Source organism: Pseudomonas azotoformans, from assembly GCF_001579805.1.
Classification (GTDB): Bacteria; Pseudomonadota; Gammaproteobacteria; order Pseudomonadales; family Pseudomonadaceae; genus Aquipseudomonas; species Aquipseudomonas azotoformans_A.
Map to the genome: position 1 here is coordinate 3869383 of NZ_CP014546.1, position 21913 is coordinate 3891295.

At 59.7% G+C, this 21913-nt stretch carries 15 protein-coding genes; 8 read left to right on the forward strand and 7 right to left on the reverse strand.

Features of this window, described 5'->3' with window-relative positions; genetic code table 11:
- Positions 1 to 29 precede the first annotated feature (29 nt).
- Genes tssJ through tssB form a run of 6 tightly spaced genes read right to left on the reverse strand, consistent with a single transcriptional unit; the run spans position 30 to position 6568 of the window.
- A complete protein-coding gene (gene tssJ / locus AYR47_RS18140) occupies positions 30 to 1385 on the reverse strand; it encodes a type VI secretion system lipoprotein TssJ (protein ID WP_061436174.1) in 1356 nt (451 codons plus the stop codon).
- Entirely contained in the window at positions 1382 to 2404 is a 1023-nt protein-coding gene (gene tssG, locus AYR47_RS18145; protein WP_061436176.1) for a type VI secretion system baseplate subunit TssG, read from the reverse strand. Before tssG ends, tssJ begins: the two co-directional genes overlap by 4 nt.
- Entirely contained in the window at positions 2368 to 4134 is a 1767-nt protein-coding gene (gene tssF / locus AYR47_RS18150) for a type VI secretion system baseplate subunit TssF (RefSeq protein ID WP_033901893.1), read from the reverse strand. The genes tssG and tssF overlap by 37 nt, the downstream gene beginning before the upstream one ends.
- A gap of 7 nt (positions 4135 to 4141) precedes the next feature.
- A complete protein-coding gene (gene tssE / locus AYR47_RS18155; protein ID WP_061436177.1) occupies positions 4142 to 4555 on the reverse strand; it encodes a type VI secretion system baseplate subunit TssE in 414 nt (137 codons plus the stop codon).
- On the reverse strand, positions 4556 to 6028 hold the full coding sequence (gene tssC / locus AYR47_RS18160) for a type VI secretion system contractile sheath large subunit (RefSeq protein ID WP_033901898.1): 1473 nt from the start codon (positions 6026 to 6028) through the stop codon (positions 4556 to 4558).
- A gap of 36 nt (positions 6029 to 6064) precedes the next feature.
- Positions 6065 to 6568 carry a type VI secretion system contractile sheath small subunit gene (gene tssB / locus AYR47_RS18165; RefSeq protein ID WP_033901895.1) on the reverse strand — a complete coding sequence of 168 codons (504 nt, stop codon included), beginning with the start codon at positions 6566 to 6568 and terminating at the stop codon, positions 6065 to 6067.
- Between the two features lie 332 nt (positions 6569 to 6900).
- Here tssB and vasI point away from each other — a divergent pair, with 332 nt between their 5' ends.
- The 7 genes from vasI to AYR47_RS18200 all read left to right on the forward strand — a co-directional run bounded on the left by vasI (position 6901) and on the right by AYR47_RS18200 (position 19640).
- A complete protein-coding gene (vasI, locus tag AYR47_RS18170; protein ID WP_237142481.1) occupies positions 6901 to 7572 on the forward strand; it encodes a type VI secretion system-associated protein VasI in 672 nt (223 codons plus the stop codon).
- Positions 7560 to 8978 (forward strand): type VI secretion system protein TssA, encoded by a 1419-nt coding sequence (gene tssA / locus AYR47_RS18175; RefSeq protein WP_033901896.1) that lies wholly within the window; start codon positions 7560 to 7562, stop codon positions 8976 to 8978. The genes vasI and tssA overlap by 13 nt, the downstream gene beginning before the upstream one ends.
- Positions 8979 to 8983: 5 nt before the next feature.
- On the forward strand, positions 8984 to 11506 hold the full coding sequence (locus AYR47_RS18180) for a type VI secretion system Vgr family protein (RefSeq protein WP_061436179.1): 2523 nt from the start codon (positions 8984 to 8986) through the stop codon (positions 11504 to 11506).
- Positions 11503 to 13308 carry an esterase/lipase family protein gene (locus AYR47_RS18185; protein ID WP_061436181.1) on the forward strand — a complete coding sequence of 602 codons (1806 nt, stop codon included), beginning with the start codon at positions 11503 to 11505 and terminating at the stop codon, positions 13306 to 13308. Before AYR47_RS18180 ends, AYR47_RS18185 begins: the two co-directional genes overlap by 4 nt.
- Complete coding sequence (locus tag AYR47_RS18190) at positions 13296 to 14531, forward strand: T6SS immunity protein Tli4 family protein (RefSeq protein ID WP_061436183.1); 1236 nt, start codon at positions 13296 to 13298, stop codon at positions 14529 to 14531. Before AYR47_RS18185 ends, AYR47_RS18190 begins: the two co-directional genes overlap by 13 nt.
- A gap of 85 nt (positions 14532 to 14616) precedes the next feature.
- Positions 14617 to 18228 carry a type VI secretion system membrane subunit TssM gene (tssM, locus tag AYR47_RS18195; protein ID WP_061436185.1) on the forward strand — a complete coding sequence of 1204 codons (3612 nt, stop codon included), beginning with the start codon at positions 14617 to 14619 and terminating at the stop codon, positions 18226 to 18228.
- A gap of 74 nt (positions 18229 to 18302) precedes the next feature.
- On the forward strand, positions 18303 to 19640 hold the full coding sequence (locus AYR47_RS18200; RefSeq protein ID WP_033903065.1) for a hypothetical protein: 1338 nt from the start codon (positions 18303 to 18305) through the stop codon (positions 19638 to 19640).
- Between the two features lie 46 nt (positions 19641 to 19686).
- On the opposite strand, the gene AYR47_RS18205 is transcribed toward AYR47_RS18200, so the two are convergent.
- Positions 19687 to 20598: a LysR family transcriptional regulator gene (locus AYR47_RS18205; RefSeq protein WP_033903066.1), complete on the reverse strand. Its 912-nt coding sequence runs from the start codon at positions 20596 to 20598 to the stop codon at positions 19687 to 19689.
- A gap of 112 nt (positions 20599 to 20710) precedes the next feature.
- Here AYR47_RS18205 and AYR47_RS18210 point away from each other — a divergent pair, with 112 nt between their 5' ends.
- Positions 20711 to 21901 carry a CaiB/BaiF CoA transferase family protein gene (locus AYR47_RS18210; protein ID WP_033903067.1) on the forward strand — a complete coding sequence of 397 codons (1191 nt, stop codon included), beginning with the start codon at positions 20711 to 20713 and terminating at the stop codon, positions 21899 to 21901.
- Positions 21902 to 21913 lie beyond the last annotated feature (12 nt).

The following is a 21913-nucleotide window of genomic DNA, read 5'->3' on the forward strand; positions in this document are numbered from 1 at the left end:
ACTCTGCACAAAAACGGCTGAAAATGACGTCATCGGGTTTCCCCTTTAAGGCTGACTTGCTCGGCGTCCAACTGCACCAGCACGGCGTATTGCCGGCCCTTGGGCTCGACGCGCAGTCGCTGTTTCCACTGGCCGACTTCGTCGTTGTGGTAGTTGGCGATCACGGCGATAAAGCGAGCGTCCTCATCCAGGGGGCGCAGGTCGATGAACTTGAATTGGCCTGGGTTGAGCAGGTAGTCGTCGGCGCGGATGTAGGTGCTGCCCAAGGTTTTTTTCAGGTCCTCAGCCAGGGCTTGAGGGCTGGCGTTGACCAGCAGCGAGTCGTCGGTCAGTTGCAGGACCTTGAAGGCAATCGGCGTGGCGATCTGCTGGAGTGCCGGGTTGCCCAGTGGGGTGGTCAGGCTGATCCCCTGATCGTCGTAATCGCCCAGCAGTACGCCTTCGAGGGGCGACATGGGCACTGTGGGCGCTGGCTCAAAACCCAACAAAGACTGAGCTGGAACGGTTTCGTACAGGTGATTGAGCAGGGTCTGCACTTTGTCCGTCAGTGCCTGTGGGCTGGCGGCCTGAACGTTCAAGTTGTAGGGCAAGGGGCTCGGCTTTTCGTCGGACGTGGGGGCGGTGCCGGTGCTGATCAGCCGCTGATTGACGTCGTCGCTGGCGTGCAGGCTCAGGGAGTAACGGCTGGGCTGATCGTCGGGGCCGCCTACCGGGATTGAGGGCGTCCAGATCACCTGGCCGATTTTGCCGAGCATGGTGCAGCCGCCGAGAGCCAGGCAGGCGAGCAACAAGGTGCCCAGGCGCAGGTTACTGAGCAGGTTGGCGGGCTTCTTGGAGGCAGGTGCGCTACTGTCAGGCAGTGGCTTTGGCGGCTCTTGCGTCTTCATCGCTTGCAGCGGATCACCTTGTTCTGCCAAGTCCACGGGCTGGCAAAGTCGCTCGAATTCCGCGCACGTGGAAGGTCGAGGGTCGGGCAGAGGCAGTCCCGGCGAGTCGTCCAAGTACCAGGCCTGCATGCCATCCGGCTCACCGGTAAATAGCTCATCCAGGGAGCGTTGCCCTGGGGCGTGCTCACCGAGCTGCACTGCAACCTGATACGCACCAATCTGCAATCGATCACCGTCGTTGAGGCTTATCGCAACGTGACGCCCAAGCGGCAAATCATGGCCATTGGCGTAGGTGCTGCCACTTCGGTCGATCACGCAGAAACGTCCTTCCATGACCCTGATTTCGCAGTGGTTGGGTTGCACGCTGTTGTGACGATCCTCCAGCCGCCAGTCCGCCGCCGCACTGCCGATGCTGCCGCCCTGTGGACCAAACCGGTGAAGAGGTAGATACCCATGCAGCAACTGCGCAGGATTATTGATAACCAAGGTCAGTTTCATGCGCGCCCCCGAATCCGCACCACGGCGGGATGGCGTTGTTCCTGATCTTCGATAAAACTGGTCCAGCCCAGATGGGTGCCGCTGTCGCGTTGCAGGTTGAACGGCGGTACATCTTCTTCGCGTAGCCCCAGCTCCAGGTCGTAGGCGGTGACGTCGCGCAGCAAAAAATCCATCAACTGGCGCAGAAGCCCGAACTGCTCACCGCTGGGTAAAAACTGCCGAAACCGTGCCTGCGTCAGGTTGGGAATCACCAGGGTGAACTTGCTGGCGCGGGTCTTGCTGCGGTCACCCACCACAAAGTCGCTGCCCAGAGTGCCATTGGCCTTGCCCAACACCATGCGCTGACGTGGCGGCAAACTCACCGAACGCGCCTCGAATTCACGGATGTGCACGCCGTGCAGATCAAAGCAATGCTCGACAATACCGGACACTACCGAAGGCGAACGGCTGCGGCTGGCGATCAAACCGGCAAAGCTCAGCAGGCGGCCCCACGGCAGCGGTGTCGCGCCACGCAGATCGTTGTCGTTCAGGCCGATCAGGGAAAACACATAGCGCGAAAACCGGTCGCTGGCCTCGGACTGAAAGCGGATGTAGTAGCGGTACTTGCGCCAGCTGTGATGCAGCAAGGTCAGCAAGCGATGGTTGAAAAAGTCCATGAACGCCGGGCGAATACCACGCTCCTGGGCCTGTTCGTAGGCTAGGCGGTCCAGGTAATAACCGGGCAGCGGCGAGTCGGTGCCGTGCAGGCCAAAGAAGCTGGTCTGCAGGCGATAGCGCACCTCTTCGCGATCATCTTCCAGGCGTGCCGCCTCGACCACGTCGGAGGCCGGGAAACCCAATCCCGCATGGCTTTGCAGGCGTACGCGGCGACGTGCCGCAGCACTCAAGGGCTGCGCTTCAAGGTCATCACCATGCAGGGCGTGCAGATGCTCCAGCAGACGGTGAAACGAGTAGTTTCGCGCGTCGGCCAGCAGCACGTCGGCTAGATCACGGGTTGTCTGCCGGTCAACAGTGGCCATTCGTAGCACTCGTTGTTAGTGGTATTGATCACTTCCAGGCGATGGAAGGAATTGATGCTCGCGTACAGCGCAAAGAAGTGCGAAAGCACACTGGCGAACAGGTACAACTCGCCCTCGCAAAGGAAGGCGTTCTGGTCCAGTTGCAGGCGGGTGTGCAGGCCGCGTACCGGCTGGCCCTTCATCAGCCAGTCGATGGGCGTGGTCACCGCGTTGTGGATGCCATTCAGGCGCTTGCGAGTGGCGCGGGCCTGTTGCAGGTCGTGCAAGGCGGCGAAGTCGTAGGCGCGGATCACCGCCTTGAGCGGCTCGGCCGAGAGCAGCGACAGGTAGTTCAGTGACAGGTTGGAAATCAGCGTCCAGTGCAGGCTGCTGTCCAGTACGGGCCGATAGCTACGGGTCGGTGCAATCAGGTTGGTGTAGGTGGCAAACGACGGCGTGATTTCGGTAGACAGCGACACATCGCCTACGCCCAGCAACCGCGGCAGATCGCGATTGCTGCAGGTCAGTTCGATAGACGCCGCCTCATGCTCGCCGATGTACAAGCTCTCATCGCCACGCACGAAGGCGATGCGATGGCGCAAACCCTCGCGGCCGTGGGATTCCTCGATATGCGTGCGGAAGTACAGTGCGGTGCGGCCCCGTGCGTGCTCGATCTCATGCTGGAACGATTCGAACGGTGTAAACCTGCGCAGTGGATCACCGTGGCGCTCCTTGTCTGCGGCGTCCCAGCCGGCCACCTGGTCGACGCTGAAAATCTCATACGCTTCGGGACGCTTGCCGCTGGGGCTGATGCGTCGCTCCAGGCTGCGACCATCCAACGCAATCGGGTTGGCATCGTGGCGGAACAGATTGACCGCCGGCGCGCAGTACAAATGCAGATCACTGGTACGCAGGCGAATATCGGTCGGCATGGGCCGACTGAACTGAAACTCGAAACGCAGGCTGCTGGCGCTGACATCCGGCCACACCTGAGCCAACCGCGTCAGGCTGAAAAAGTGGAAACGCTGCGGGAACACAAAGTACTCCTGCAGGATCCGGTAGCCGTCGAACACATTGCGCGGGTAGGGCAGCAGTGCCTCGTCGGCGGTGAACCCGGGGAAGCCGATATCCTTGGGCGACAAGCGATAGTTTTGGCCATTGATGTGCAGTGTGACGCTATCGAGGTAGTGGGCGATCCACAGGTACAAGGTCAGCGCGGTGGCGTTATCGCCGCCCAAGTGAAAGTCCAACTGGTCACAGGCCATGCTGGTCAGCGGCTGCTCCGTCAACACCTTGAGGTCGATGCACATCACCGAGGCCTCGCGGCTGTGGGCGTCGCTGACTGCCTGTAAGGCCAACGGGTATAGGTTGACGTCGGTGCAGGTGCGGAACTGGCAGGAGATACCATCCACCGGTTTGGCGAACAATGGCGTGCCTTTGGGAATCACCTGGCGTTGGCTGATCGCATCGGGCAACGGAGTAAAGCGGATGATGGTCGCACTGGGCAGGGGCCGCAGGTAGTTGGGCCAAAGCATCTGCAATAGCGGGTGGGTCAGCTCCGGCAAGTCGTCGTCGATCTTCATCCCCAGCTTGGCGGTGAGGAAGGCAAAACCTTCCAGCAGCCGTTCCACGTCCGGATCGCCGGCCTGATCGCCGAGAAATTGCGCCAGTTGCGGGTTGTCCTCGGCAAACTCGCGACCGAGTTCGCGCAGGTAGCGCAACTCCTCGGCAAAGCGTTGTTTCAAGTCCATCGCATCCTCATTTCACGCGGGTGTAACCGTCGCGGCCATGCATGGCCACCTCGATCTGCACCTGTTCTTCCTTGTGATTGACCCGCACCTGGCAATCCAGGCGAAAGTTCAGCTCCAGCGGCAGGTCCGGGTCGGGCTGATAGCGCACGCCGGTGACCGTGATCCGGGGTTCAAACGCCTCCACTGAGCGCCGGATATCGGCGCTGATGGCCACGACCAAATCACTGCTGGCCTGGGTGACGCCGTTGAAGTCGCGCAGGCCCAGCTCAGGACTGCTTTGCGAGCAGCCCTGGCTTGAGTTGAGCACCTGTTCCAGGTGACGCTTGATCGCCTCGACACGCTGTCGCGCCTGTTCATCCGCTGTGCCCTGCCGGTAGCGCGGTGCGTCAGGCTCCAGGCGTTCGAACAGGCTGCCGCCCACTTATTGGGTGTCCAGCCGACCGACCAGCGAGATCTCGAAATTGGCGCCCATGTACTTGAAGTGCGGACGCACCGCCAACGACACCTGGTACCAGCCCGGATCGCCGGCCACGTCCTGCACGACGATTTGCGCGGCACGCAAGGGGCGACGGCTGCGCACATCGGAGGAAGGGTTTTCCTGGTCGGCGATGTACTGCTTGAGCCAGGTGTTGAGTTCGCGTTCCAGGTCCTGGCGTTCTTTCCAACTGCCGATCTGTTCGCGTTGCAGCACCTTGATGTAGTGGGCCAGGCGATTGACGATAAACAGGTACGGCAACTGGGTGCCGAGCTTGTAGTTGGTCTGGGCTTCCTGGCCTTCGCGGGTCTTGGGGAAGTTTTTCGGTTTTTGCACCGAGTTGGCCGAGAAGAACGCTGCGTTGTCGCTGTCCTTGCGCATGGTCAGTGGGATGAAGCCGGCTTCTGACAGTTCGAATTCCTTACGGTCGGAGATCAGCACTTCGGTGGGGATCTTGGCCTGCAATTGGCCGAGGGATTCGTACAGGTGCACCGGCAAGTCATCCACGGCACCACCGGATTGCGGGCCGATGATGTTCGGGCACCAGCGATAGCGGGCGAAGCTGTCGGTGATGCGCGAAGCCATCAGGAACGCGGTATTGCCCCACAGGTAGTTGTCGTGGTTGCCGTCGACGGTTTCGTTGTAGCCGAAGCTGCGAATCGGGTTCTCCAGCCCATCGTAAGGCGAGCGCAAAAGAAAGCGCGGTAGTGTCGCGGCGATGTATTTGGAGTCTTCCATTTCGCGCAGGCTACGCCATTTGGTGTGGCCGGGGCCTTCGAAGATATCGCTGACTTCCTTGACTGACGGCAGGTCCTGATAGCTCTTGAGGTTGAAGAACTCAGGACCGGCAGCCATCACGAAAGGGGCATGGGCCATGGCGCCCACGGAGGCGATATAGCTCAGCAGTTTCATGTCTGGAGAGGAGGGACCGAAGGTGTAGTTGCCAATCATCGCCGCGATGGGCTCGCCACCGAACTGGCCGTAACCGGAGGTATAGGCGTGCTTGTACAAGCCGCTGCGGGTGATGTCGCCAGCGTTGTCGAAGTCGTCCAGCAGTTCTTCTTTGGTGACATGCAGCACTTCCAGCTTGATGTTCTCGCGAAAATCCGTGCGATCCACCAACAGTTTCAGACCACGCCACGCCGATTCCAGTTGCTGGAACTGAGGTTGATGCAGAATCACGTCCATCTGCTTGCTCAAGGCGTGGTCGATTTCGGCAATCATCTGGTCGACCCGATGCTTATTAACCGGCTGCTGATGGTCGCCGCTTTGCAGAATTTCGCTGATGAACGCAGCTACACCTTGGCGAGCAATGGCATAGCCTTCCTGAGAGGGGCGGATGGTGGTGTTGGCCAGCAGTTGATCCAGCAGCGACGGTTGTTCGTCGGTCACCAGCACTTGGGCGGCGGCGCTTTCCATAGGCATGGGGAGTACTCCGTTGAGAAGGGCGTTCAATCAGTTGTCTGGTGCGTCGAGCACCAGGTTGAGTTCGCTGGCCAAGCGTTGGCGGGCGCTCTCATCAGTCAACAGGTTTTGCAGGTGCTTACGAAAGGCTGGGACGTTACCCATCGGACCTTTCAGCGCGACCAAGGCTTCGCGTAACTCCAGCAGTTTGTTCAACTCGGGCACTTGACGGGCAACGGCGTCGGGGCCGAAGTCATTGATGCTTTTGAAGTGAAGTTGCACATTCAAGTCCGTGTCCTGGTCATTGCTCAACACCGACGGGACCGCCATGCCCAGGGAAACTTCGGCTTTGGTCAGTACTTCATTGAAGGTGTCTTTATCTATTCGGGTAGATTGCCGGTCTTCAAGGGCGGTAAGTTCGCCGTGCCCTTTAAAGTCCCCAGTGATGAGTAACTTGAGTGGTAGCTCCACTTCCGCCTGTTGGTCGCCCGTGGCAGGAACGTACTTGATGTTGATACGTTCTTTTGGAGCGACGGAACTTTGGGTTTTTGACATGGGAAAAGTCCTTTTTTGTAAAGTGGCGCTATTAAGAACCTATGTTTCAGGACTTGTCATGTCGGACGGAGTCGATCCGTTTTGTGGTCTTCGGATGTAAGAAATATCCATGTTTAGTGTGTTTAAAGTAGAGTGGGAAATTTCATACGTTATTGACTCTTAAATCTGAGGGGCGGTTCTGATAATTGAGGATTTGGCGGGAAAAGTGTTTCGAGGGCTTGTCTGTTAGTTGCTTGCGAGTTCACGCTAAATTGCTTTTGTTGGAGTGGGTTGGGTTATCACCTTAGATGAAAATCCAGAGTCTTCTTTTTAATAAAAACAGTGAGGCGTTGATGCGCAAGGGATTGCAACGTTGGGGTTGGATCGGGGGCGTGTGTGTGGCGTTGGGCGTCCCGCACGTGCAAGCAGTACCCGCGACGCAAGATTGCCCGGCAATCGTGTCGCCATTGAAGCGCCTGGAGTGCTTCGACCTGGCCGCCGGCACCCCCATCCATCAGCCGCCTGCGCCGCCACCTGTGCTGGGTCGGGTGTTGCCGATTATCGATCTGGTGCAGCGCAATGAAGCCAAGCGACCGGCTGAAGACCAGCGTTTTCTGTTGTCGTCTTTTCCTGATCCGGACAACGACCAGCAACCGAGGCTGGTGATCTCGGCCCCGGCCTTGGGCGCGCTGCCTCCCCGGCCCTACCTGGCGATCAGTTGCGAATCAAGAATTTCGCGCCTGCAGCTGGTGCTGGACGAGCCAGCCAAGCCCAACAAAATCCGCATCCAGCTGTTCAAGGATGAGCGTCCAGTCTCCGCGCCTTACCAGTGGCAGGTACTGGACGACGCCGGCTTAGTGGTCGATGCCGGGCGGGGTCTGCAGGCCATTTCTTTGTTACGCAACATGGGCGGCGGTCAGCGCCTGCGGCTTGAGAGCGACTATCCCCGCTTGCACGGCTTGGTATTTGACGCCGAAGGTTTGGGGGCATTGATCGAGCAGGAGCGCCAAGTATGTCGCTGGTGATTGATGTGCCCGAGCACACGCTTCAACGGCTGCTGACGCCTATCGACCCCGACCAACCTGCTGGCCATTTTGATGTGGAGGACGAGACCTACCAAGCCATCGACCAGGAAATGGTCAAGCTCGGTGGCCTGCGTGAGAGTGACATTGACTGGCCCTATATTGACGAAGCGTCCCGCGACTACCTGGCCACCCAATGCAAACACTGGCGCATCCTTGGCCATCTGCAGGTGGTATGGCTGCGTACCCGACAATGGGCACGCTGGGCCGATGCTCTTGGTTTGATGGCCGGCATGGTTGAGCACTTTTGGGACAGCGCCTACCCCAAGCCGGGACCGACCGGCTACTTGAACAAGCGCAAGCAGCTACAGCGCCTGCTGGGTGACCTGGGGCAAGTGCTGCCGAGCCTGGACCGCAGCAGTTTCGCCCCGGCGTATCAAGCGGCGGCGGAACAGGCATTGGCCAGCCTGCAACGTTGTGCCGAAAGCGCCAAGCTTGATCCTGCCCCCCTGGACGCGCTGCAACGGCAGTTGAGCAAGTACAGCGAGCCGGTCGTCGCGACTGAGACCTTGCGCGCCAATCCTTCCGGCGGCGTCCTGGATTCGACATTTTTTGCCAGCCCCAAGCCTCAGGCCCCGGGCAATGAGCGCGAACAACGCCGAGCCGTGTTGAGCATGGCCGACCAGATCAATCAGCAGGACCCCTATGATCCGACCGGCTACCAGTTGAGGCGTTTCGGCCTGTGGTCCCACCTGCGTACCGCGCCTTCAATCACGCGCGATCGTCGAACCGAATTGACCGCCGTACCCAAGGACATCGTTGACGTCTATCAAGACGCCCTGAACCACAACACCCTGGATCCGAACCTGCTGCTGCGCATCGAAAAGAGCGTTGCGGCATCGCCGTATTGGCTGCGTGGCAGTTACCTGGCCGCCCACATTGCCTCGCGCCTGGCGATGGAGGAGGTGGCTGCCGCTATCCGCCAGACCTGTGAACGCTTCGTTTGCCGCCTTCCGGCCCTGTTGGAATTGTGTTTCAGCGACGGCACTCCGTTTGTGGATGCACAAACCCAGGCATGGATCACCGGCGCTGATCAGGCGGAGACGGCAGGTAGCCCGGTGCAGGAATACGCCGGTCTGCGCGATGAACTGGCCACCCAACTCGCTACTGAAGGCGTCGAGGTGGTGCTGCTGCGCCTGCAGGAACTGCACGCCAGCCGTGACGCCCCGCGCCAACGCAGCTATGCCACGGTGATTGCCGCGGATTTACTGGCGTCCCGTGGCCTGTCGTGGCTGGCGGAGGATCTGTACGCCAACGTTGCGCGGATGATGCGTGATACCTCCGCGCAGGGGTGGGAGCCGGAGCTATATCAGAAGGTAGCGAGCGCTTTCAGTGAGCCGAAGGAGTAGTCGCGATGTCTCGCCAAAGTGACTTGCGCTTCACATTCGAGCCATTGAAAGGCGACCCTTTCGAGGTGGTCTCGTTCACGCTCCGCGAGGGGGTGTCTGAACCCTTCAAGCTCGAACTCGAACTGGCCAGCCACAATGCGGCTATCGACTTCAATCGAGTTCTTGATCTAGCGGGGCTGTTCACGATTTGGCGTGGAGAAACTCCGGTGCGTTACGTTCATGGCCTGGTCAGCCTATTCCAGCAGGGCGACACCGGCTTTCGCCGCACCCGCTACACCGCAGTGGTCGAGCCAACCCTGAAGCGTTTCGACCTGCGCTCCAACTGGCGCATCTTCCAGGCCCAGACCGTGCCCGACATCATCACCAACGTGCTGGCCGAACAAAAACTGACCGACATCCGCAGCGAAATCTGCTTCGAGCACCAACCCCGCGAATACTGCGTGCAGGCCGGCGAAACCGACCTCGATTTCATCGCCCGCCTGGCCGCAGAAGAAGGCCTGCTCTACACCTTCGAACACCGCGCCGACGGCCACACCCTCGTTCTTACCGACCGCGTCGGCGGTCTAGGTACCATCGGCACCCATACGGATTGCCCGGTGATCTACCAGCCGATGGGCGGCGGCGACTCCATTAAACCGGCGCTGAACCGCTTCCACTACACCGAACAAGTGCGCACCGCCGTGCAGGTACAGCGCGACTACACCTTCACCCACCCACGCTACAACCAGCAGCACACCGCCACTGGCGACCAGGACCTGAACAACCAGCACAAGGATTACGAACGCTACGACTACCCCGGTCGCTACAAACGCGATATCGCCGGCAAGCCCTTCACCAAAACGCGCCTGGCGGCCCTGCGCAACGACGCCAAGTTGGCACACCTGGAAGGCGACGATGAGCGCCTGCAACCGGGGTTGGCGTTCGACCTCAACGATCATCCGCGTGAGGACTTCAATGATCGCTGGCGCACCATCGCCATCAAGCACGAGGGCAAACAGCACACCAGTTTGCAGGAAGAATCGTTTGGCAGTGGCCTTGGTACCTCTTACTCGTTGAAGGCCAGCGCCATCCGCTGGACCTCGGATTGGAAGGCGCCGCTGCGGGACAAACCGTGCATCGACGGGCCGCAAATCGCCACCGTGGTCGGGCCTCCTGGGGAAGAGATTTATTGCGATGAATGGGGCCGGGTCAAGGTGCAGTTCCCGTGGGACCGCTCGGACAAAAACAACGATCACAGCTCGTGCTGGATTCGCGTCACCCAAGGCTGGGCCGGCGCGACTTGGGGCTCCATGGCCATCCCGCGTGTGGGTCAAGAGCTAGTGATCAGCTATCTGGACGGGGATCCTGACCAGCCAATTGCCATTGGACGAGCGTACCGGCAGACCAATTTGCCGCCCTACGAACTGCCCAAGCTGAAGGCGCTGGCAACCACCAAAAGCCGCGAGTTCGGGGGGACGCGGGCCAACGAGTTGCGTATCGACGACACCACCGCGCAGATCAGCGCGGCGCTGATGAGTGACCACGAGCATAGCGCGCTGCACCTCGGTTACCTCACCCATCCACGCCACCATGGTGGCGGCAAACCCAGGGGCGAGGGGTTTGAGTTGCGCACCGATGGTCACGGTGCGTTGCGCGCAGCGAAAGGTTTATTGCTGACCGCTGAAGCTCAACTCAAGGCCGGGGCGGGCCAGTTGGAGCGCCAGCAGGTGATCGATGTGTTGCAAGCTGCCCTGACGTTGGCCAGGCAGTTGGGCGCTTCTGCCGAAAATGCCCAGGGAGTTGCCCAGGACTCACAACCGCAACAGGCGCTGACTCAGGCAGTGAATGCACTGGGCCATGGTGCCAATGATCAACCCCATGGCACCGATAATGGCACGCACCCCATCATCGCGCTCAGTGGGCCAGCCGGCATCGCTGCCGCGACGTCCCGAAGTATCGCCCTGGGCGCAGGCGAGCATATTGACAGCGTCGCACAACACAACCAGCAACTCACCGCGGGTAAAAAAGTGGTGATCAATGCGGGCGACGAAATCGGCCTGTTCGCCCAGGGCGGTGACATGCGTCATATCGCCCACAACGGCCAATTGCTGTTGCAGGCCCAGCACAACAGCATTCAGGTGCAGGCGGACCAAAGCGTGGAAATCAGCGCCAGCCAGCAACATGTGCTGGTAGCGGCGGACAAGCACATCACCCTGTTGTGCGGTGGGGCGTACATCAAGATGCAGGGCGGCAATATCGAGCTGGGCATGCCCGGTAATTTCACCGTGAAGGCCGCGAACAAATACTTCATTGATCCAAGCAATGCCGCAGCCGAGCTCAATAGTTGGCCTGCCACCTCCTTCAACGAACGCTTCCAAACACGCTTCACCAACGGTGACCCCATCCGCGACCGCGCCTACGCCTTGATTCGCAAAGACGGCGCACGTTTCGAGGGCCGAACCGACGGGGAAGGCTACGTCACCTTGCAACAGGGCATGACGCTCGAAGGGCTGGTACTGGAATGGCTTGATAACGGAGAACCCGCATGACCGAAAGCCCATCGGCGCCGCGTATTGCGCCCATGACCTACAACGCCCGGGGCAACCCCGTGCATACCTGGACCCTGACACCCGGCCATATCACCGACCCGGTGCAGTGCATATTGCCGCCGGATGGGATTTTGCCGGTGATTTTTGTGCCGGGGATTATGGGGTCGAATTTGAAGAGTAAGGCTGAGGAACAGGAGGGCGGGGAGCCTGGTGAGGAGGCCGTTCCCGTCTGGCGCCTGGACGCGGGGTTCATGGGCAAGAATATGTGGCTTGCCTTGAATTGGATCAATAAAAAAGCCGGTATCCGGCAAAAGCTGTTGCACCCGGATAGGGTGGAAGTCGACAACCAAGGCGCGGTGCCTAAGCGTGCTGCCGGTACAGTATTGGCGCAGCCTGGGCTGGACAGGAAAAAGACCATCCTCGCGCTGAGCAAACGTTATGAAGAGCGCGGTTGGGGCGAGGTCAGTGAGACCAGCTATCACGCTTTCCTGCTTTGGTTGGAGGAGGCGCTCAATAGCGAATTCCTGCCCCATCGATGGCCTCAATTCGACATCCAGCCGGAGCATTTGCATACCGTCGCGGTCGAGCCTGGGCCGACGCACATCACCCGGTTGAAGCCCGAAACCCCCATCGCCATGCCAGGGTTGGGCGCCAACTTGGCCAGCCAGTTGCCGTCGATTCTGTCGGACGAGCTGGTGGCGCGAGGTGGCTATCGAATGCCGGTGCATGCGTGTGGGTATAACTGGTTGGATTCCAACGAGTACGCCGCGATAAGGCTGGCTGAGCGCATTGACGAACTGATGCACCAGTACGGTCGCAATTGTCAGCAGGTCATTCTGGTGACGCACTCCATGGGTGGGTTGGTGGCGCGCCGTTGTGCGCAGTTGCCCGGTATGGCCGCCAAAATTGCCGGTGTGGTACATGGGGTAATGCCTGCCACGGGTGCACCGGTTGCTTATCGCCGTTGCAAGGTCGGCATGAGCGACGAAGACCCCATTGCCGGCGCAGTGATTGGCCCAACCGGCCAGGAAGTGACCGCCGTTTTTGCACAGGCGCCTGGTGCCTTGCAATTGTTGCCCACACAAGATTACACCCCGGGCTGGCTGAGACTGATCGACAATCAAGGCGTATCGGCGATGCCGCGCCAGCCTGTAAAAGACCCTTATGAAGAGATTTATCTACGCCGTGATCGTTGGTGGGGATTGCTGCGCGAAGAATGGTTGGCGCCGAAGGATGGGGATCCGATCACATGGAAGGTGTTTGCAGATAACATCGGGAGCGCAAAAGAGTTTCACCAGGATATTGCTGGCTCCTACCACCTTCAAACCTACGTCTACTACGGCAGCGAAGACAAACACCCCAGCTTCGAGTCCATCACTTGGGAAATGAGCCGTGGGTCTCGCCTAAATGGCCCCCACGGTTCGCACCCCGATCGCTTCACGGTTTCAAATCTCGAGATGCATGAGGTAAGGGATGATGGCCGCAGTCCTGTGTATGTCGGAGGGCAAAATCAACCTATCCCTCCCATGCGTGGCGACCCCGACGCGCCAGTCAAAACCGTGCAAACCAGTTACTGGGAATTGCATTGCCGAATGCAGGACGGGTCTGGCGACGGCACTGTTCCCGTGAGCTCGGGCAGCGCGCCGATAAAGCATGCACGCAACGGCGAGGTTCGCCAGCAAATCAAGGCCCCCGGCTTTGATCATGAAGCCTCCTATGCCAACCCGTTGGCACAGCATTTCACCCTCTATTCCCTTATCAAAGTCGCGGCTAAAGCCAAGAGGCCCTTATGCGTCACCTGACTCTCTTTTTTGCGTGTCTGGTGCTGGGTTTCTTCACCGGATGTGCCGTCTTCAAACAGCCCAGCGAACAGGAGAAAAACAACGTGAGCGAAATGACTACCCAAATGCGTACCTGGGCGCTGGGACGAGGCCTGATCGATCTACCCGTCAATTGGAGTGGCGGCGGTGATGTGAAGCTCTATTACGGTTTGGGCGCCGATCATTCGTCGGTTGAAGTGCGTGTGCTGGGGGAGGGCGTGACGCAGGAGCGGTTTGATGCGGCGTTGAGCGAGCGGGCGCATCGAATTGCGGCGGTCAAAAACTATAAGCAGTCGGATGTGCCCATGTTGGTTTCGGCGGTGCGGGTCTCACAGCAAAGTGTGACGCTGCAGTACTACAAGCAAGCATCACGCCGCCAAACCTTCGTCCATGAATTCCACCTGCTGGTTGGGGACGCGTACGTCATGCTGCGAGCCGAATCGTACGATGGTGAAACCGCCCCAGTTGAGGCGCGCCTTTTAAAACTGTCCAAAGAAATCTTCAAGGTGACTGCCCCACAGAACGCAGGCGCAGGCTTCGCTTTGGGCCCCATCGTCATCAGAAGCCATCACGATCAGGAAATCGCCAGCTTCTACTTTCGCCCCCCAGCTTCGGATGTGGCGCTAAATGTCTATATCAACGCCTTATCCCGGGATGATGAAGATCGGCTGCATGTTCGCACTAAAAAAGACGCGCAAATATTTCTAGCTGGCGACTATGAAAACTTGCGGGCTGGAGAAATCACCTTGGCCGACATGCAAGCCGAAGAGTCCCTGATCGGCTTCAGTGACGACACTCACCGTCAACTGCTCTTCGTGAGCGAAAACTATCGCGACAACCCCTCACTGAATCGCCCAGCCATGAGTTTTCGCCTGTCGGCAGGCGGAAAAAAACGCTCCGCCATTGATCCGAGCAAACCCAAAGACCTGGTGCGCTGGACGCTCCCCCAATTTGCCAGCAAAGGCTACCAACGCCCGCTCTGGCAACTTCCTGCGCCGAAAGAACCCGTCAACCCGTCTCTAACCGACTACGAAGCCATGGCCGTCTGGGACGCGATCCTCAAGTCCGTGCGCATCCGCTACGGCGCGGTCGCACCCAAGCCGGACCCATGGTTCAACCCCCGTGGACCTACGCCCGAAGACGCAGCCGAAAGCAAACGCATCCTGGATGAGTTCATCGCCAGCTTTGAGGCGCGCAAGCCATGACGATGGGTGGGGTTTTAGCGAGAGCGAGGGGCATATTCATCCTGTCCATGGGCAACGAACACAACAAATACGCTAGGAGCGATTCATGAAAACGGTCTGGAGTTACCTCAAACGCTGTGGCCTGCCGGTACTGCGTCAGCTCAACCAGGCGGTGCCCGTACTGGTGCTGCTGGGCGTGGTGTTTTTGTTGATCGCCATCTGGTGGTTGGGCCCGCAGTGGACCTGGCGTGAGCGTCAGCCGCTGAGTGAATTGTCGATGCGTATCTCGGCCAGTGTCGTGGTTTTGGTGGTGCCGTTGCTGATCTGGGCATGGCGGGTGCGTAATCGTTATCAGCGCCTGCAGCTTGAACGCCAACATGAGGCTGCGGTGCAGGCCGACCCGTGCCTGCCCTATGTCGAGGCGCAGGAACGGGCGCTGGACCGCAGCTTGGGCAATTTATTGAACAACATGGAGCGCCGCCGTTCGCTTTATCAACTGCCGTGGTATCTGGTGCTGGGCGAGGAAAATGCCGGCAAAACCAGCCTGATCACGCGCTCAAATCAGAGTTTTTCTTTGTCCCATGTGACCAAGGTCGGTGTCAGGGCGCACCAAGAGGAGCAGCTCGCCTATCCGGTGGATTGGTGGATCGGTGACGAGGCGGTATTGATCGACCCACCCGGTGAGTTCCTCAGCCAGCCAGATTCACCCGCTGAAAACGTCGAGCAGCAGGGCAAGGTCAAACCGGTATTGCCCGCTGGTACCCATCCACGCCTATGGCTGCACCTGCTCGATTGGCTGGCGCGCAACCGCAGTCGTCGGGCGCTGAATGGGGTGGTATTGGTGATCGATGTGCAGGCCTTGTTGGCGCAACGTCCCGAACAGCGCAAGGCCCACGCCAACCTGTTGCGCACCCGGTTGTTTGAGCTGACGCGGCAGTTGGGAACGCGCCTGCCGGTGTACGTGACGTTGAGCAAGTTTGATCTACTGGAAGGCTTCGAAGAGTTCTTCGCCGGGTTGTCGCGCAGTGGGCGTGAAGACCTGCTGGGTTTCACCTTCAGCCTGGAGGCAGTGGATGACTTTGATGCCTGGTTGGCGGAGTTGACGCGCCAGTACCAAGCCTTTGTCACCTGTCTGAGCGAACAGGTTTTCGACAGCACCCGGGAGTCGCACACGTTGACAGAGCGCGATCGGTTACAGGCGCTGGTGCACCAGATGGCGGGCCTACGCCCGGCGCTGTTCGGCTTCTTGAGTGAAATGCTCGGCAGCGATCGTTTCACCACTCCGGCGCTGGTGCGTGGTCTGTATTTTTCCTCGGTCTTGCAGCAAGGCACCCTGAGCAATGCCTTCATCAAAGAAGCAGGGCAAGCCTATCAACTGCCGCCCCCGCCCCCCGAGGTCAAGCCTGCCGGTGGCACGGCGATCTACTTTGCCCAGCAACTGTTCCAACGCGTGATCTACCCGGAAGCGGGCTTGGCGGGCGACAACATCAAGGTAGCGCGCAATAAGCGGCGGCTGCTGATCGCTGGGTTCGGCGTCGCGTCCCTGGGTTGTTTCGTAGTCATCGCAACCTGGCAGTTTTACTTCAATATCAACCGCGACAAGGCTGCCAACGTCCTGGCCAAGAGCCAGGATTTCAGTGGCCGGGACATCGACGCCAGGGTCGACACCACCGGTCGCAACCTGCTGGTGCCTCTGGACCAGATTCGTGATGCGGTGCTGGTGTACGGCGACTACCGCGAGGCGTGGCCGTTGCTGTCGGATATGGGGCTGTACCAGGGGAGGGCGATTGGCCCGACAGTGGACGAGGCCTATCTGAATTTGCTGTCCAAACGTTTCCTGCCGGCGATTGCGGGTGGCGTGCTGGAGGCGATCAATACGGCACCTGCCGGTAGCAATCAGCAATTGGCGGCCTTGCGCGTCTACCGCATGCTCGAAGAGCGTCAAAACCGCCGCCCGGCCATCGTCGAAGAGTGGGTCGCCAAACAGTGGCAGCGCGCCTATCCGGGGCAGGGGCAATTGCAGGCCGATCTGATGGGGCACCTGGGCTACGCGCTGAAATACGCCGACGCCGATCTGCCGCACTACCGGGAGCGCATTGCCCAGGTGCAACAGCAATTGCGTCAGTTGCCCATGGCCGAGCGGGTCTACATGAGCCTTAAACAGGATGCCCTGGAACGGTTGCATCGTCCTCTCGACCTGCGCAACGAGGTCGGTCCGGCGTTCGATATCGTCTACCGTCCGCTTAACACCGATCAAGGAGGCAGCGGCCTGCTGTTGGCGCCACTGCTCACCGCCAAAGGCTTCAAGGACTACTTCGAGCCTGGCACCGAGGGCATTATCGAACTGGCCATGATCGACCAGTGGGTGCTCGGCGAACGCCAACGCCTGGACTACTCCGACGAAGACCGCAAGGTGTTGACCCAACGGATCCGCGCCCTGTACAGCGCCGATTACGTCGACAGCTGGCGCCGCGCACTGAATCAATTTGCGGTCACCGACTTCGATGATCTCAGCCACGGCGTGGCGGTACTGGAACAAGTCACCGGCCCGGCCGCGCCGCTGCGGCGCCTGCTGGAAACCCTGCGCGACAACAGCGTGATCTACCCGTCGGTGCCCCTGACCCAAGGACAGGCACCGCTCGCGCTGGACAAGGTCTCGGACGGCCAGCAACAAGCCGCCGGTATCCGGCGTGCGTTCTCCAGCCTGGCCGAGCTGATCACCGCGCGAGGCGAGCAGCCGTCCTATTACGAAGAAACCCTGCGTTCGGTCAGTGCCGTCTACGACTACGCCAAAGCCGTGCACGACAATCCAGATCCCGGCAAAGCGGCGCTGAAAACCGTACTCAACCGTTTCTCCCTCGGTGGTGCAGACCCTATCGCCAACCTGCAACGCGTCGCGGTGGGCCTGCCCGAGCCACTGAACCAGCAGGTCAAAAAACTTGCCGACCAGACCTCGCAGGTACTGGTTATTGCCGCCCTGCGTGAGCTGGAAAAACGCTGGGACAGTGAAATCTACAGCTTCTACCGCGACCGCCTGGCAGGCCGCTACCCGTTCAAGGCCAGTGGTGAGGACGCTTCGCTGGAAGACTTCGAAGCCTTCTTCGGCCCGCAGGGGCGCTTGCAGCAGTTTCACGATCAATACCTGAACGTGTTTCTCAAGGACAACCTCGATGCCCTGTACTCCGACAGCCTCGGTGGCTACCTGGTGCGTAGCGACGTGCTGGAGCAGTTGAAAAAGGTCGAGCGTATCCGCGACACTTTTTTCAACCATCGCGGTCACCTGGCCGTGCAACTCACCATCGAACCCCTGGCCCTCAGTGCCACCCGCCTGAGCAGCATGCTCAGCGTCGACGGCCAATTGATCCCTTACCAGCACGGCGCGCCGCAACGCACCGGGCTGGTGTGGCCCAACAGCCTGGGCAACACCAATGGCAGCCAACTGACGCTGGTACACAGCACGGGCAACACCGCCAGCCTGAGCTATCGCGGGCCGTGGTCACTGTTTCGGCTGCTCAGTCGCGGGCACCTTAATGGCCGCACCGACACCAGTGTGGACCTGACCTTTGCCATTGCCGATGGGCTGATGCGTTATCGCATTGGTGCAGAGAAGGCCAACAACCCGATTACCCAGCGAAGTTTCGACGGGTTTGTGTTGCCAAGGACGTTGTTGGAAGAGCGGCGGGGGAAAAAGATCACAGACAACGTTACGCAGCGGTGAGAATCCGATGGGTGACGAGTGAGAATTCAGCCAGTGCTGAGATGAGTTAACAACTTGCGCAATAGGACCCTTGCATGCCAATCAGGTTACAACTACTGACCGAAGACCCAAAAGAAGTCGAGTTGATCGAGCGTTACTGGGCGATGGATGAATCAGGGCAATTCCTTGAAAAAGTGAGTGCGCTGAGCGATGTCTTGGAAATGGGCCAGGGCGTTACCCTTGCTGGCTTCATACGCCAACGCTGTAGGGCGTTTGATGAAAACCAAGTCTGTCCTCAATGTGGCGAATTGATTGAAGTTCGAAGCCGATCTGAGGCCAGGAAGATGCCGCTGCGCTCCACCCGGCTCTGCACTCGCTGTCAGGATGAGCGAGATGCAATCACGCTGAAGGCTGAAAAAGACAAGGTGGCAAAGCTTGAAACTTTTCTTGCTGAGTATGTCCGCGGGCAGGCCTCTAGAGTTGTCGATTACGACTCGGTTTCGGACGCGCAGGTGCTACTGCTGCTGGCGCTGGACAGGGCGGTTTCGCCAAGGCTGACTCAGGGTGGTTTTACGCTCGGCGATTGTCGGGGATTGGCGCCTCTGTATATCAGCGGCTTTCTGAAAACGTTGAATGACGCTGGTTTGTTCCTTGAAGATCCCTCAAAGGCAAAGCCTGGTACGTATTACTGGAAGGGTGATGACGTTTGGCAGGTGAGTGCCCAAGTTGTATATCTTCTGATGCCAAACACTCCCTATGCGGAAGGCGAAGAAGTGATCCGTCGCCTATCGGAGAGGACATATACCGACGCTGAGGGGATTTTCAATCTATGGCTTGATTACTCCGTTGCCGATGTTATGTGCTACCTGCAGACTCAATGCGAGCTCTACAATCATGAGCTGACCGAGCAAGCGTGGGACGAAATAAAAAGCACGCTACGCTGCGCGTTAGAAACCTACAGCGTTTCTCAACTGTGGTCGGTGGCATGGAAAGTAGTCAGAGACGCTGCCAGTTTGGCCAATCGCGAGTACTACACCCGCCAAAAAGCGGCAGCAACTGTGGCCGGCAAGGTCCGACGGTATCTGGAGAGGGTTGAACGAGAGTCGCTTGAACTCAAGTCTTGGAGTCGCCCCGAGCAGCAACCGGTGGGAACCTTGGGGATGTTGCTTGGCGAGATGTTTGGCGTTGACGAACATACGAGCGGTATTGCCGCGATGTCCCGCATTCGCATGCTGACCGGAGAGGGCAACTCAAGTATGGAAGCCGAACTGGGCGCACCCATACGAGAGTTGATGACCAACGCGCTGGCGATGGATATCGCAGCCTCCGTTATGCTTCGCTTTGCGGAGTTGATCCGTGCCGGCCATGATGTGAGTTTCGCGGTCGAGGAGATTGTCGGTTCTCTGAGTGCGCGAATGACCAGGCCTTGTTGATAAACGCTTCACCATTCAACTCTGTAGTCACCGCCAATGAAGCTTTCTACTCAGGTGCAACCTCCAGATTGCTCAAATAGCGATACAGGTTAGCCGCCTCTGGCGACAGGCGCGTCGCATCCGCCACGCCGACATACAAGGTCCTCGACGCCCATTCTCCCTCAAGCGGTATCGCCCGCAGCTTGGACGCCAGCAACTCGGGATGCACCGATCCCAACGGCAGTATGCCGATCCCCAGTCCCGCTTCGATCATCCGGCAAATACCATCAAAACTGCTCACCTGGATACGCACCTTGAGGTGCTTGCCGGTGCCGGCAGCGGCATCGTTGATACGGCGCAGCAGCGAGCTGCCTTGGTTCAAGGCGACATAATCGAAGTCCAGCGTGTCGGCCAGCGTCACGCTTGAACGCTGCGCCAACGCATGGGTTTGCGGTACCAGCACCACCAACCGGTCACGTCGATAGGGCTGCATGTGCAAGCCGGGAGCGGGCACGTTGTCGGCAAAGATGCCGATCTCGGCCTCGCCGTTTTCCACCGCGTGAATGGTGCGATCGCTGAGGGCTTCTTCCAACTCGATGCGCACATGCGGGTTGGCGGCCAGGAAACTCGCCAGGTCCGCCGGCAGGAACTGGATCACCGCCGAGGTATTGGCAAACAACCGCACGTGGCCGCGCACACCCTTGGCGTAGTCGTTGGCGTCATGGGCCATTTGCTGGGCCACGTCGAGCAGGGTGCGCGCATGCTCGGCCAGGCCGCGTCCGGCCGGGGTCAGTTGCAGGCCACGGGGCACGCGGGTGAACAGGGTGCAGTGGGTGACGCGTTCGAGTTCGGCCAGCCGTTTGCTTGCGGCGGAAACGGTCATATGGGCGCTGTTGGCGGCCTGGGTGAGATTTTCTGTTTTGGCGGCCAGCACCAGCAGGCGCAAGGAGGCCAGGTCCAGTTGCAGCAGGTTGATCATTTCCACCTCCGTGTTTCCAGTCAGGAAAGAGTAGTGGAAATCTTTGACATTCTCACGGCCTGTTTTTGAGGGGATTATCCGGCCATCACCTCCAACAAGAACGGACAACGTCATGAGCCTACCCCTGGAAGGCATCAAGGTGGTCGAAATGGGCCAGCTGATTGCCGGGCCTTTCGCCGCCAAGATCCTCGCCGAGTTCGGCGCCGAAGTGATCAAGATCGAACCACCGGTCACCGGCGATCCCCTGCGTAAATGGCGCTTGCTGCACGACGGGACGTCAGTGTGGTGGGCTGCACAGTCGCGTAACAAACAGTCTGTCACCCTCGACCTGCGCCAGGTCGAAGCCCGTGACGTGGTCAAGCGGCTGGTCAAGGGCGCCGATATCCTAATCGAGAATTTCCGCCCTGGAACCCTGGAAAAATGGGGCCTTGGCTGGGATGAGCTGTCATCGATCAACCCTGGGCTGGTGATGCTGCGGGTCTCCGGCTACGGCCAGACCGGTCCTTATCGCGACTTGCCAGGCTTTGGAGTGATCGGGGAGGCCATGGGCGGCCTGCGCCATCTCTCCGGCGAGCCGGGCCGTACGCCGGTGCGGGTAGGGGTGTCGATCGGCGACTCGCTTTCCGCGTTGCACGGCGTGATCGGTGTGCTGCTTGCCTTGCGCCATCGCGAGCAGAATCGCGGTGCTGGTCAGCAGGTGGATGTGGCTTTGTACGAGTCGGTTTTCAACATGATGGAAAGCCTGATTCCCGAGTATTCGGTGTTCGGCAGCGTGCGCGAACCGGCCGGCAGCAGCCTGCCAGGTATCGCGCCGACCAATGCCTACCGTTGCAAGGATGGAAAGTATGCCTTGATCGCGGGTAATGGCGACAGCATCTACCGGCGCCTGATGGAAAAGATCGAACGCCTGGACCTGGCCGACGACCCGGAACTGGCGCAGAACGACGGCCGCGTGCGCCATGTGGCGCGCATTGATGCGGCGATTTCCGCCTGGACGGCCGAGAGAAATCTCGATGCGGTGCTAGTCGCGCTCAAGGACGCCAACATCCCCTCCGGCAAGATCTACGACGCCGCCGACATCGCCGCCGACCCCCATTACCAGGCCCGCGACATGCTGCTCGCCAGCCAGTTGGACGACGGCACCGCCGTCACCTTGCCCGGCATCGTGCCCAAGTTGACGGCCACCCCCGGCCGCGTGCACTCGCGCGCACCCACGCTTGGGCAACACACCGATGCGGTACTCGACGGCATCGGTATCGATGCACCGACCCGCGAAGCCTGGCGCGCTCGCGGACTGATCTGAATCAAGGAGTAG

What these genes read in the sequence shown, in the direction of transcription:
- tssJ (WP_061436174.1), bottom strand. Translation starts at nt 1,385, where the DNA reads ATGAAACTGACCTTGGTTATCAATAATCCTGCGCAGTTGCTGCATGGG.
- tssG (WP_061436176.1), bottom strand. Translation starts at nt 2,404, where the DNA reads ATGGCCACTGTTGACCGGCAGACAACCCGTGATCTAGCCGACGTGCTG.
- tssF (WP_033901893.1), bottom strand. Translation starts at nt 4,134, where the DNA reads ATGGACTTGAAACAACGCTTTGCCGAGGAGTTGCGCTACCTGCGCGAA.
- tssC (WP_033901898.1), bottom strand. Translation starts at nt 6,028, where the DNA reads ATGGAAAGCGCCGCCGCCCAAGTGCTGGTGACCGACGAACAACCGTCG.
- tssB (WP_033901895.1), bottom strand. Translation starts at nt 6,568, where the DNA reads ATGTCAAAAACCCAAAGTTCCGTCGCTCCAAAAGAACGTATCAACATC.
- vasI (WP_237142481.1), top strand. Translation starts at nt 6,901, where the DNA reads ATGCGCAAGGGATTGCAACGTTGGGGTTGGATCGGGGGCGTGTGTGTG.
- tssA (WP_033901896.1), top strand. Translation starts at nt 7,560, where the DNA reads ATGTCGCTGGTGATTGATGTGCCCGAGCACACGCTTCAACGGCTGCTG.
- AYR47_RS18180 (WP_061436179.1), top strand. Translation starts at nt 8,984, where the DNA reads ATGTCTCGCCAAAGTGACTTGCGCTTCACATTCGAGCCATTGAAAGGC.
- AYR47_RS18185 (WP_061436181.1), top strand. Translation starts at nt 11,503, where the DNA reads ATGACCGAAAGCCCATCGGCGCCGCGTATTGCGCCCATGACCTACAAC.
- AYR47_RS18190 (WP_061436183.1), top strand. Translation starts at nt 13,296, where the DNA reads ATGCGTCACCTGACTCTCTTTTTTGCGTGTCTGGTGCTGGGTTTCTTC.
- tssM (WP_061436185.1), top strand. Translation starts at nt 14,617, where the DNA reads ATGAAAACGGTCTGGAGTTACCTCAAACGCTGTGGCCTGCCGGTACTG.
- AYR47_RS18200 (WP_033903065.1), top strand. Translation starts at nt 18,303, where the DNA reads ATGCCAATCAGGTTACAACTACTGACCGAAGACCCAAAAGAAGTCGAG.
- AYR47_RS18205 (WP_033903066.1), bottom strand. Translation starts at nt 20,598, where the DNA reads ATGATCAACCTGCTGCAACTGGACCTGGCCTCCTTGCGCCTGCTGGTG.
- AYR47_RS18210 (WP_033903067.1), top strand. Translation starts at nt 20,711, where the DNA reads ATGAGCCTACCCCTGGAAGGCATCAAGGTGGTCGAAATGGGCCAGCTG.